The following is a 12,947-nucleotide window of genomic DNA, read 5'->3' on the forward strand; positions in this document are numbered from 1 at the left end:
CCTACAAATAGCAACACCAGCGTCAGTAAAACATTTCACGGCAATTCTTTATAATTATTTATTAAGTCGTGCTAACTGCACTCTTCCGAGTCTCTTCACGCTTATCATGATTGTTGCCGCAATGAAGATTTATCTTGCTTTGATGCTTTAAGAAATCGTGGGGCAGTTTCCTGTGGCAAAGCTAGCTGCTCCACAAAACCGAAAACATTGTGCTGGGGCAAGAATTTCGCTTTAAGCGTGACAAATGCTGGATGTCCTTGGTCTGCTTCGGCTTTTGGATTGAATCTAAACGGTCTGCATGGTGCATCTTTCCACAGTAGAAGAAACTTTATTTCCTTGACGCTTCTCGGCTTGCTTAATATAATCCAGCTTCTCGGACAAAAAATTGCGGAAGATAGTGATACTGGGAGTGAGGTAGACGGGAATAAACTGTCACAAGAAGCGAAAACTTAAATTCTAGATCGGTAAGCTTGCCTGACATACCTTTTGTTGCAAATCCTTATTGAAACCAACGAGTTGAAATGTAATTTCGTGCGATCGCTGTGAGGGTGTGGACTGTGATAATAGTTGGCAATCTTACGGGCGATCGCACTCCACTTAGAATCACCTGTTACCGCCCCCCAATAAGCAAAGCCACGCAGCACAATTCTTGAAGATACATCTTTAGTCCTACCTGCGCGGGATTTTTCTTCTCCTCCAGTGCGAGTATTACCTCGACTGCTGATCTCCCCAGCGTTTGAAATTCTTGCTTGCTCCCAGGCTAAAGCTTTATTTATCATCGCCTTGACTTTTGGCGTGAGTAGATCGTCTGGGAAGTAAGTCACCCATCTCTGAGCATATACTACACCCACCATTTGGTAACTCGTGTCGTAGCCTCCCTTTTCTGGATTGCCTCCATCGAGGCTTTGAAGCGATAAGCCGTCCTTAATAGACTGACGAGCGCGATCGATTAGCTGGCGATCGCCCGTAAGCTTGCCCGTGAGTCCCAAAGCTGCTGCAACTAGATAGCGACGATGGGCATAAGGCTCGTTGCGCTCGATTCCTTTTTTCCAGACTGAAGGTAAAATCATCCAACGAGCAGCGCGGCGCACCAATGGTTTATATCGCGCTATTCGGTAGGCGTACTTGCTAGCTTGAGGAGATTGCTGAAGCACTAACAGGGTGCGAGCAACTGCTTGGACGAAGAAAGAAGTACTGTGAAAGGGGTCGCCCGTTCCTTTAAAACTACCATCTGAGGACTGACGAGCAAATCCCCAGTCGAACATTTTAAAACCTGACTGTATGGCTTGGGAGTCGTTTTTGAGCAGTCCGGCGATGATTCTTTCTTCAGCATATCGCTGTTCTTCAATAAACCAGCGATCGGCTTTACATTGCTCCCATTTAATATTGGCGTTACTAGCACCATCTGGAGACACTGGATTATATAAACTAGAAGGATAACGATATAGAACATTGACTATTAGAGGAGTTGATTCGTAATTTAAGTCTGTTTTCTGAGCTTTCTTATCTTTAGCAATACGCTCTACTTCTACAGTAGTCCCAGGAGTAATCGTTCTGGCGATCGCCGTACATGAGAGTAATATTGCAAAGCTTATGGCAAGCAGTACTTTAATATTTTTAGTAGCATACATTAGATTCATATCGATATTTTAATTAGGTTGTTTAGCTGTAGCTGTAGACGACCTATAAAAATCTAAAAATAAAAATACAGCCCCAAAGGAGCTTAACAGCCATCCTAGTACTGTAGTTGATAGCGATAGGAGTAAAGCTTTCTCTACTGAAACCCCAATGTGATTGAGAAGATATATCCATAACCCTTCTTTTACTCCAATTCCCCCTAAAGATATTGGTAACAAACTTATTACAGCAACTATTGGTACGAAAACCAATAAATCTAAATAAGAAATATAAATTCTCAATTGATAGGCAATAAGATAATGATAATAAACTATAGCTACTTGAAGGAGAAATGATAAACCTACTGAAATAACTAAAGCTTGACGGTGTTGAGAGAATTGACGTAGGAGAAGTTGAATTTTAGTAAAACGAGCTAATATTTTACCAAGCCTAAATTTAACTAGCAAGGGTTCAAACCACATTAATAGTTTTGGGCTAGTAATTAGTAAAACTGCTCCGACTAAAGAACCCGCACAAGTTGCTAGTAAAAGAATAATATCCCACTGCCCAATCGACTTAAAAGCAGGGGGCAAGCCAATAAGAGCAAGTGCGGACAACGCAGCTAGTCCGGTAAATCTTTCTAAAAAAACAGAAACTAGTGCTACCTCTGAATCTTGAGTTAATTTTGCCACTCGATAAACTCGATAAACATCTCCGCCTAGCGCACCTGGTAGAAAAATATTGAGAAACATTCCAGCAAAATAACTGCTAAGCAAGCTACATGTAGGTATAGAGTGTCCGCTAGACTGCAAAATAATTCGCCAGCGCCAGCAGCTCAACCATTGACAGCTCGTATAGTAAATTAGAGCAAAGATAATAAAAGCTATAGATAAATGCTGAATCTCTAATTGAATTTGATGTAGATCGATCCGCGTCGCTACTAAAGTTATTAACCCAATACTGATAGCCGCTTTGATAAAAGTTATTCTGTCAAGTTTCATCAATAACTCCCTAAGTCTCTACCTTTATTTGGAACGCGAGGAAAAACTCCATCTTCTTTTCGCCACAAGCGCAAACGAGCGCCAAACGTTTCGATTTCTGGCTTGCCTAAAACTTGCAGATACTGTAAAAACTCACTATCGAACTTTCTTTCCGCATGATCGTCCATATGAATCCACACTCTGTTAGCTTTTTCTAAAACTTGGATTAATCGATCTAAATTAGTTATCATTACGCCACCAGCCCAGCGATCGATAACTCGCCCTTCATGCTCGTAAGGTACGTCAAAGGCAACCGTTCCTGGTAAAAAGTAGTCCAATCCACCTAAATAGATTGCCGCTCCAGGAGGAGAAGGAGAAAGTACGACATCCCCTAGTTGCCTGCGATCGCGAATATGTTGAAAGATTCGATCGTTGCGTCTAGTAATAGAATCTTGATAAGCAGCAAATACTCTCTCTGGTTCGATACTAATGACGAAAAGTAAAATAATGCAAGCAAGCGCAACACTTCTTAGAGGTAACAAACTTTTCAGAATTTTCTCGTAATTCTTTCCTAGATGCTCTACTATACTTATGCCACTGTAAATAGATAAAATAATAAATAGCGGATATACTTGATAGGCATATCGAGTAGCAATTTGATAGACGAGAAGCGTTAAAACTATTAAGTTTATTAAAACGCTGCTAAACAAGAAGGTAAGTTTTTCATTTTGTCGTTTAGCAAAGTATATAAAGCCTATGAAAAAGAAGAAAGTATAAATTATATTCAAGCGACTATTATTGATAAAAAAATTATTAGTAAGCCCCGTTATATTAAACGAATGCAATCTTAAATACGAGTCTGTACTGTTAGAAATCGCTACTACAGGAGTCAAGCACTTAATAGAAAAGAAGATAATATTGAAAGATATAATACACAAGCATAGGAGACTGCTTATTACAATTCGCCAGTCGTCAGACCATCGAAAAGGGCGGTAAAAGCAAAGAAATCCAACTAAAAAACAAGGTATTAGAGTTATAGTAACTTCTTGACTTAGTATGGTGAGAGTTAAAGCAATAAAAAACCCGTACTGATAGCTCCTTCCCTCTCGGTCGATAAACCCTTTCAAAAAGAACCAGAAAGTCAAAAGACTTGTAAACTGCACCATTTGGTAAAATCGTAAAAAACGAGAAAAATAGATCTCAAAAGGGTCAATTGCTAAAATAGCTGTTACTAATAAAGCAACCCAAGCTTTCCCAGTAACTTTACGAGTAAAATAAAAGACTAATACTAAAGTTGCCGTCCCCCAAACAGCTGAAAAGAAGCGAGCGTGGACGACTGAATCGCCTACTAACCACAGCCAAAGAGCGACTGCATAATGGTACGCAGGCGATCGCGTATACCAGATACCGGAGGTTGCTTGGGGCGCACCTGTACGAAGAATACCTCTAATTGCATCTAAAGAAGTATTTTCGTCAGCTTCACAGTCCCAAAAACCGAGGTTGTAAATTCGTAAAATGAATCCTACTAAAACAATCGCGGCTAACAGCAACCATTGATGTTGAAAAACTGTTTCAACTATTTTTTGATGATTTAGTTTGGGAAGTGGAGCTTGCAATAGTAAAAATAAGATGGAGAAACCTATAGCCGCAACTGGCAACCAAAATGAAGCAATCGGGACTAGTACGGTAACGCTAACCGCACTGAAACCCGCTACTAGCAATCGTATTAGTAGGTTTTGGCGGCGATCGCTACTTTTTTTGTGACTCCACAGTAGCGTTGAAGTTACGATCCCTATAAATCCCAGCCAGATAAGAGAATTGCTTTGAGATTGAACGAATACTAACCCCCGCTCGGATTCGGCAAATCGATGCTTTAGCAAACCAATTGCAATTAAATATAATATGCCTGGTAGCAACAATCCCGTCCCTGCTCTCAAATTATCCCACCAATTACGATAAGACCCCTGCTGACACGAACCCAATAACCACACACCAAACAGTGCAAGTCCGATGCCTCCGCCACACCATAGACCTATACGCCAAAGGTAGTCTGGGTAGTTCAACCAATAAGCGTTACCTTCAAACTTGCGACGAAATTCAGACGGGGCTGGAGGACGGATGGCGATCGCTGCTTTCCGTCCTAAATTCGCTGCCATAGCTCTATCTAAGGTATACCATCGCTCGTTAGTGGCAAATGATGCTACTGCATTACTTCTAGCCTCCATCCATCCATCTAAGAAAAAGCTTAAAGGACTACCATCATCCGATCGAGTCAGGGGACGAGCCAGACGCACGGTGACAATATTTCGTCCGGGGTGCAGGAAATTCGTGACTTCGTACATGTGCAACTGGCGATCTGCAAATCGCTTGACGAGTAGCCCATCGATCGACAGTGAATACTCGCTATTCCCCGCAAATCGCACGAAGGCACGTCCGCGATCGCGCCCGATCTCCCACTCACCCTGAAGCCACACTTCTCCTTTGGCAGTTTCATCGCCAGTAACCCACATTCCCTGCAACAGGCGATCGAATAGCCTTGGCGACACCCTGCTGTAAGTCTTTTCGCGCACCGACCCGACTGCTACGGCATTAATCCAGCCCTGAGATGGAAAGTTTGGATCGAACCAAGAAAGGGCTTGATGAGTTTCGTACAAAGTCGAGATTTGCCAGGGGACTGCTCCTGTCGTTAAATTTATTGGCACGCTCGGTACGGAATAGACGTACCCTTCGATCGCCAAGCGGGGAGTTTGGCGACCTTTTTGAATTTCCACGGCAATCGTGTTTTTGCCCGATCTCAAGTAAGGAGCGAGATCTATGTAAGTTGGGATTTTCCAGTCTTTCGCATTGGCAAGGTGAAGCCAATCGTAGCCGTAAGTTCGGTAAGAAATGCCCTCTAATCTCTGAAATTTCTCGCTCAGTCGGCTGCTCAATCCCCAAGCATTGTACAAAATATCCTTTTCCTTGGCGATCGCCCGTCCGTTAACGTAGAGAATAAAATCGTTGTCAGCACTCACTCGCAGCCATGCCGTTTGTACGGGAGCGGCAAGATAAAAATCGCGACGTGCATAGAATCTATATGTCGGTTGCGGTGCGGCAACCCACCTCGTCTCGGCAGACCAATCGACGCGCTCTAGAGGTGAAGGTATTTTATCCCATGTAGCAAAAGCGAGCGTTCCTAACGAAAGTCCTAAAATAAGGACGAGCGATAAAGAAAGCCAACAGATAAATTTAGTAAAGTAGAGTTGATTTGAGAAAGTCTTTTTACCAAGCATCTATTTTTTCCACTTAAATAGTAAATTTTTGCTACTTATAAGTAGTTAGATACTTAATCAGAAAACTTTGAAAACTTCCATAAAATCTTTTCTACTAAATAAAATATTAGAATGCTAAAAAATGCGACACAACTTACAAAAAAAAGAACCGAAGTAATATATACTAGCAGTCTTATCAGCGTTTGAATAAAAGCAGAAAAACTGACGTAAAAAATTATATAAATTAGCGCATCAATAATAATCCCGATTATTAAAGTATTTAAAAAAATATATAAAATAAACCTAAAACTAATTAAAAATAACTTAAAAGCATCTACAAAAATATCCGTGTCCAAACTAAACAATATTTTATTTTGATACAAAGTTATTCGACTGAGTTTAATTTGTTGAGCTGTTTTTATATCTACCTTTTCTACCTTTTCTACTAAAAGCAAACTATTTAATAACTTTATTAAAGAATCTATGTTATCGCAGTTTGACTCTATTTCTATTACTATTCGTTTGTAATATTTAGTTTTAAACAGCTTTGCTAGCTTTCTCGCAGTTGTTTTAGTACTACAAATGTGTATAGCCATTGTTACTAATTCTAGTTGTTAGTTTATGAGCCTGCCGTAACTTTACTCCATGCTTTCTTTTTCACTCTGCCGCTTCGCTTGTACTGCTATCTTGTTCGTTCCATATTTCGCGATCGATAGATCGACGATAGAGATCCCAAGCTTCTACTGCATCATCATTCCAAAAGTTTGCCCAGCTCATGTGCAAATATGCTTGAGCAATTAAAGCGAGGCTGGGAAGCTGAGAATACCTTTGAGAATTTATTAACTGTTGTGCTATTAAAACTGAATCTTCAAATTTACCGTTAGCCACTTTTGCTAGTAATAAATTGTAAAGCGCTTCGACGTGATATGGAAAGATTTGTAATGCCTTCTCAAAGTAATCTTCTGCTACTTCTGACTTTTTGTCATTAAAATACTCAGTTCCTTGATTGATATACGTTGTCGCTAAGTATCCTCTAGCTAAGAAAAGTTTTGGTTCTAGGCTTAAAGACCGCTGAAAATAATCTTCTGCTTCAAACCAATTACTTAAACTATACTGCTCTAATCCTCTAGCGAAACAAGCGACATCTGTTTCTGAGTCGGCAATATGAAGTTCTGTTCGCGCCATGCGGCTGAGAAATCGACTATCACCTCTTAAGGGCGGATACCACCAACTTAAAGTTTTGCTCGTAGCTAAAACTTTAGTATATTCCCCTTTAGCAAATAGACTATCGAGCTGAAAGCTAATAATACTGGGTGCGACTAGAGAGATGACTAAAAGCATGAATACTAATCCTATCAAAGGGAGAACGCTACCCAAGTCTTGAGTCAAAATATTCAAACTTTTGCTACTCGATCTCAAATATAGTGCTAACAAGCAGAGGATAAGACCGCTAATGGTAAATCCCCAACCACGATTGATGAAAGCAAAAAAATTATTACTATATCCCAACCCCCTAGTCAAAAATCGATCCCAAAAAGGCATTTGAAAAAAACGAACGTCTCCTATTGAAAAATCGGCAACTGATGAGATCGGGACGGACTGACTGAGTAAAATGTTCTGCTTCCATTGAGCTTGAATGTTAGAAAAATTTTTTTCTATATGCCTAGTAACCCTTGAGGATTGTTTGTAATAAGAAGTAGCTAGATAGTTAATGGTTGGAGACCAAGTGACAGTCGCGTAAGGAAAGAGTAAGACAGCTATCAGGCAAATCCAAAACAACAAGCGAAGAAGGGTATCAGAAAGGTGATAACGAGTGATGCCTCTGGCTGTTCTCTTTGAGAGCGCCACAGCAGCTACTAAAGCTAACACTAAGACTAAGCCTCTACATATTTGTGGTAGTACGAGTCTGATTTCAAATGTTTTTAAAGCTTCTACTGGTAAAGAGTACCAAGGGCAAAAGGCTCCCAAAGCTAACGCTGATACTGCTACTAGAGAAACAATTCTTTCTCGATCTAAGCTTTTTATTAACCTGTACATTATTAAATCTAGATTTTGTTAAGAAATTTGATTCATTTAATGAAAAATTGTTGTTGCATAAATTTCTATCTTATTAATGCAAGTTTTTTTAAATCAAAAATTTTGTATTTAGCATACGCTTAATGAACTATTGTTAATAATATTCCTACGTAACACAAGAAGATCGAACCAATACAACCAAGCAAATATAAAATAAAGACACTGTTATAATTATTTTTTTTGATGCTAAATAAGTAATTAATAGAGTTATTAATAATAAAATAGGTATGTCAGTTAAAAATAGTAATAAAAAGAAGCTGTAAAAAAAATTTACTTACAGCAATAATAATAACACCAAGATAATAAAATATTGCAAGTGCAATGTTATTTATATTAAGAGATGAAGTAGAGGAAATAGGCTGTAAAAAAATTGTAATGTGCTGCTGAAGTAACTCGAACGAAGATAGAATTAATTTCCAAGATAATGTTATAAAAATAGTGAAAGTTAAAATTCTAAGAATAGTTTTAAGCCAACTTAAAGCAAATACTTCATAGTTTGAGCTTTCTATGCGAGTTAAAGTAGGAGCCGGATTACTATTTCTGAGTGCGGACTGACTATCTAAAATTGCCACATTTATAGCTAGACTAGAAATACCTATTTCCTCAGCAATTGATATTAGTTGCGAATAAGATACGTAATCTTCAGGTAAATTCAGAGAAAGTCGAGAAGCACGTTGGAAAATTGCTTCGACTTCTTGAGGAGAAAAGTAGCGCTCTTTATTTTTGTACATTGTTTTAACACATCTTCTAGGCTATCAAATATTTCAAATACTCGATCGAGCTGAGTAATTTCTAGCATAAGTTTGATTGAAGGCTGCAAACAACAAAAAACTAAGCGACATTTTTGTTGTTTGGCATTTTTATACACGGCGATCGCCTGGAATAATGCAGAGCTATCTGCAAAATATACTTTCGATAAATCTATAATGCATAAAGTTGGGGAGAATGACAAAACTTCCGTAAAAGTTTGTTGTAGATTTAAGGCATTATTGTAATTTAAGCAGTTTACAGGGTGAATTATAAAAATACGATCGAGTTGTGTAGTTGCATGTTTGACTGTTGTAGTAGCTATAAAATGCATAGTAATCGCAAAACTAAACTTATTTTTCTTCAGGCAACGCTCTTAACAGGTCTCCAGATTTTAGTGCCTTGGGATTGATAATAACTCGTTCCCCTACTTTCAGCCCTCCTATTATTTCGCGTTTGTTATCGCGTATTCTGCCTAATTTCACTCTTCTGATAGCCGCTCGGTTCGAGCGGGCGATAACCACTATACCTTCGCCAGCAGATAAATGCGTGACTGCGCTTTCTGGAACGGTCGCGACCGTTCGACTGGGGGTAAACTCGACGTAACCTTGTAAGCCTGGTGGCATTGTTAAATCATCGAGCTTTACCCATACGGAGTAAGTATACTGGTGGTCGGCTCCAACTTTAGCAAAACTACTCTGTTGCGACCGAACCGTGGGATTGAGGCGTATCACTTTACCTTGGTAGCTACGACCTGGGTATGCTAATAGGCGCACTCTAGCGCGATCGCCGATTTTAACAGCACCGATCCGTGCCTGATCGACGTAGCCTTCAAATACTGTATTTGCACTCAATGTAACGACTGGTTTTGTCAGATCTGCAATTTCTCCACTTGTAACGGCAACTTGGCTGACTAAACCAGATTCGCTAGCGCGAACTGTAGCATAGTTGAGATTTTTCAAAGTAGTTTGTAACTCTATTCGATTTATCTGCATCTGGAGGCGGGCAGTTACCATCTGCTTGCGTAAGTTGCTTTGAGTGACTATTAATGCTTGCTGAGCAGCAATCAGATCGTTTTGTCGCTCTGCATACAATGCCCGTTGGTTGTAGAGCTGCATCTTGCTAATCGCCCCGTCTCTGGCTAAGGTATCGAGTAACTTAGCCTCGCTTTGAGAAATTGCCAACCTTCTACGGGCGGCTTTGATGTTGCCTTCCAATACTGTTACTCGTGCTGGTACAGTCTCTTTTTCCGTATGAAAGTTAATAGAAGCAATGGCTAGATTCTTACGTGCGGCATCAACGGCTAGCTGAAAAGGAAGTTGCTGGATCTGAACCAGCGGTTGCCCTTTCCTAACTTGTTGTCCTTCTACAACCAAGGTGTTTTCTACAGTTCCAGATACCAAAGGGCGTACTTCTACCTGCTGTAGGGCAACGGATTCCCCTGGAGCTGCGGTCGCTTCCTGCAAATTGCCCAACGTCACTGGCGCTGTCTGGACGGCGATCGGTTTGCCATTCAATCGTTGTAGTGCTGGATAGCCTATTTTAGAAGAGTAGAATTTGGATTCGGGATTCCTCAGAGCAGGTAAAAGCACGGTTACGGCAAGAATTCCCATAACACCCAGAGGAACGACAATTAGCGTACTGAGAAAGATCCGAAAAAGAGGAGTTGGGCTACGATTTTGATACATACAAAGCGGTTCTGCTTTTGAACGATCGCCCGCGATTTTTACTGAGAAGAAAACAGGAAATCGACTTCTATTGGAATTGTCGAGGTAGCACTTAAAGATCGAGCGGTACGATCTCAGTTAAATTAATAACTCACGGCGATCGCTCTGGACTTGCAACAGCAGTCTCGATTGTTTGTAGATGACCTGACAAGAGGAGAGCTAACCTAATACTCTATTCGGTCTAGAAAAAGTTTTCGCTCGAAGCTGGTATAAATGCCTGACTCCAAAAATGAAGTCAGGTTTAGCATAGAGCGATGGAAATTACTGCGTTGCTCCGCCGTTATTGTGAAACGGACATCCAGCTGTTAGTCCTTGCAAAAACTTGGAATTATCGAAGTAATGTTCCAATCTCTCAATCTGTAAGCGATCGTTGACATGAGCAACCGAAACTCCTACAATCTCAATCGTCTCGCCCGTAGCAGCACGACCTTTAAACGATCCTGTAAACTCGCCCCAATGTCGCCACTTAAATGTAACAGCAGGAGGACCCGAATATACTTCCACTAACTCCCATAAAAAACCTTCTGGAAAAGCAGTGTGGAATACTTCTGCCGATGATTCAAAATCTTCTCCATCTGGGTCGTAATGTTCGCTCTTGAGTAAAAACGTATTGTAAGTTCCCACTTTCGCGATTTCTTGAGCGGTGTAGGCGCGTCCGTTATTCGTCTGCATGACAAACTTACTTTGGACGACCGAAAGCCATTCAGCTGAATTTTCCTTAAACGAGGCTTCCATCTCGAACACTCTTACTAAGTTTTGCGCGATCGCTGCTAGCGACCCCTCAGTATGGTTATATTGGCTGCGTTGAGCCAACCGCTCTTCACTTTTCGTATAGTCTGGTTTTTCACCGTAACGCCAAGACCGAGATTCGTTATCTAAATTGAGGACTGCGGCACGATTATGAACGCCTAGCGAGATATATTCTTTATCTGTCATTGTTTTCTCCAATTTTTTGCTAGCAAACACAAACTAACCGAGAAATTTTTGTCGATGCAATTACAACCGTTATTCAGTAGTCAAATTTCTTACATCGACTGCCTGAGTCAGACAAGTTTTCAGTGTCGAGCGATTGGCACATGAAGATCAAGATATCATAAAAAATCTACAATGCAAGAAAAACTATCAACTAATACTAATTTGATAGGCTATTTAACAATTGCGAAATTTTTGGCTTTGCTGCTGGCGAAGCGTATCGCATCGCTTTTGTCGCCAGCTCTTTCGCTTCTGCTTTATTGGTAGATGCTAGTAGTATAGCTTTTTCTTGTAAAGCGTCTACGTTGTTGCCGTCACGATTCAATATGCTATCGTAAATTTTTTGGGCTTCTTTTGGTTGTTGCGTGACTGCATAAAGCCGAGCCAGATTCATCTGCCATTCTATCTCTTGAGGCTGTATTTTTACTAGCCGTTGCATCAGTTCTATAGCGCCACTATATTCTGCTTGTTGGATCAGTAGATTAGCTAAATTTATGAGAGCGTCGGTGTTTTCTGGTTGAGCGCGGAGGATTCCCCTATACTGCTCGATAGAACGAGCGGTCAGGGTATCTGGAGAATTTGCTACCTGGCGTTCGTACCAAGTAATTCCGAACCAGGATGCTAGAGAGACGAACGCCAAAAGTCCGACTAAAGCAAAAATTTTAGAATTTATTAGCTTTGCCTTTAACATAGTGTTAGAGGCAGCGTAAGTTCTCAACGACGGAAAAGACAAAGAGTGTAACTGCGAAGCAAGTCGCCTAGTTTCGCCTCGTTGACTGATGTTGAGTAATTCCTGCGTCAACCAATACACCGCTGCTCCTGCGCCGCCTCTAGAAACAACTCTACTGTGTTCGTCTTGCTTGACAATTTGCACGGCAGAGTAAAACGTTTTGTATATTACTCCTGTAGTATCGAGCGGGTCGGTAATAGCGCCTAAATGTTGCTCCAAACGCAAAATATTTGTAGGAGGAGTTCCCAATAGGTCGCACTTTGTAAAAACTAAAGAAATCGGATAGAAGATACCATTTTTAGCTGTCAGAGAAGCAATGGCTAGTAGCTGCTTCATAATCGAGCGGACGCGATCGGTATAATTAGACTCAGTTACGAGAGCGAGAGCGTCGAAAAAAGCACAGCAGCCGTGAGAATTCAACACCAACTCCTGAAAGTGTTCGTTATCTGGTTCGCAAATCTCTCCTGGTACGTCGCTCCAAGAAAAATTATACAAAACTTTTTTACGCTGATTGACTGACATTTTCAGAGCAAAATTGAAGTTGCTAATTTTAACGGAGGGCGGAGGATAGTCTCCCGTCTCTCTAATATGCCCTAGCAATTTTAAGACATTTTGTTCCGTTACTGAATCGAGGCTATCTACTTTGATTTCTTCTACGGAGTCTCGTAGATCTAAATAAGCTCCTGCCAAAAATACTGTTTTGCCAACTCCCCGTTGACCTAAACTTAGTATTCGGTAGCAATTAGTTTTTTTTGTGGGAGTAGTAAGGAGGTGAGAAGCCATGACTTTATGTTGTTGGATAAAGCTATTCTATTAGTTTGCTAAAATGAAAGTGCCGTTTAATCAT

Annotated in this window: 9 protein-coding genes and 1 pseudogene; all 10 read right to left on the bottom strand. The window is 40.6% G+C overall.

The genetic code is table 11. The annotated features are described in order from the left end of the window. Positions 1–107: 107 nt before the first annotated feature. Positions 108–534: pseudogene (locus tag DSM107010_RS42815) on the bottom strand (hypothetical protein); the annotation flags it as partial. Between the two features lie 1,115 nt (positions 535–1,649). After that, positions 1,650–2,618, bottom strand: coding sequence for a lysylphosphatidylglycerol synthase transmembrane domain-containing protein (locus tag DSM107010_RS03025; RefSeq protein WP_106166037.1), 969 nt, complete (start codon positions 2,616–2,618; stop codon positions 1,650–1,652). Next, on the bottom strand, positions 2,618–5,869 hold the full coding sequence (locus DSM107010_RS03030; protein WP_106166036.1) for an ArnT family glycosyltransferase: 3,252 nt from the start codon (positions 5,867–5,869) through the stop codon (positions 2,618–2,620). The genes DSM107010_RS03025 and DSM107010_RS03030 overlap by 1 nt, the downstream gene beginning before the upstream one ends. A 53-nt stretch (positions 5,870–5,922) precedes the next feature. After that, positions 5,923–6,444 (bottom strand): hypothetical protein, encoded by a 522-nt coding sequence (locus DSM107010_RS03035; RefSeq protein ID WP_106166035.1) that lies wholly within the window; start codon positions 6,442–6,444, stop codon positions 5,923–5,925. A gap of 61 nt (positions 6,445–6,505) precedes the next feature. Next, positions 6,506–7,885 carry a tetratricopeptide repeat protein gene (locus DSM107010_RS03040; RefSeq protein WP_106166034.1) on the bottom strand — a complete coding sequence of 460 codons (1,380 nt, stop codon included), beginning with the start codon at positions 7,883–7,885 and terminating at the stop codon, positions 6,506–6,508. 269 nt (positions 7,886–8,154) lie between these two features. Continuing rightward, positions 8,155–8,655 (bottom strand): hypothetical protein, encoded by a 501-nt coding sequence (locus DSM107010_RS37975; protein WP_146138607.1) that lies wholly within the window; start codon positions 8,653–8,655, stop codon positions 8,155–8,157. After that, positions 8,577–9,005, bottom strand: coding sequence for an STAS domain-containing protein (locus DSM107010_RS42820; RefSeq protein WP_106166032.1), 429 nt, complete (start codon positions 9,003–9,005; stop codon positions 8,577–8,579). The genes DSM107010_RS37975 and DSM107010_RS42820 overlap by 79 nt, the downstream gene beginning before the upstream one ends. A gap of 19 nt (positions 9,006–9,024) precedes the next feature. Then, positions 9,025–10,359: an efflux RND transporter periplasmic adaptor subunit gene (locus tag DSM107010_RS03050; protein WP_106166031.1), complete on the bottom strand. Its 1,335-nt coding sequence runs from the start codon at positions 10,357–10,359 to the stop codon at positions 9,025–9,027. A 300-nt stretch (positions 10,360–10,659) separates the two neighbouring features. Then, positions 10,660–11,334, bottom strand: a complete 675-nt coding sequence (locus DSM107010_RS03055) for a nuclear transport factor 2 family protein (protein ID WP_106166044.1) — start codon at positions 11,332–11,334, stop codon at positions 10,660–10,662. A gap of 196 nt (positions 11,335–11,530) precedes the next feature. Continuing rightward, on the bottom strand, positions 11,531–12,883 hold the full coding sequence (locus DSM107010_RS03060) for a tetratricopeptide repeat protein (RefSeq protein ID WP_106166030.1): 1,353 nt from the start codon (positions 12,881–12,883) through the stop codon (positions 11,531–11,533). Positions 12,884–12,947 lie beyond the last annotated feature (64 nt).

It is taken from the genome of Chroococcidiopsis cubana SAG 39.79, from assembly GCF_003991895.1.
GTDB lineage: Bacteria > Cyanobacteriota > Cyanobacteriia > Cyanobacteriales > Chroococcidiopsidaceae > Chroococcidiopsis > Chroococcidiopsis thermalis.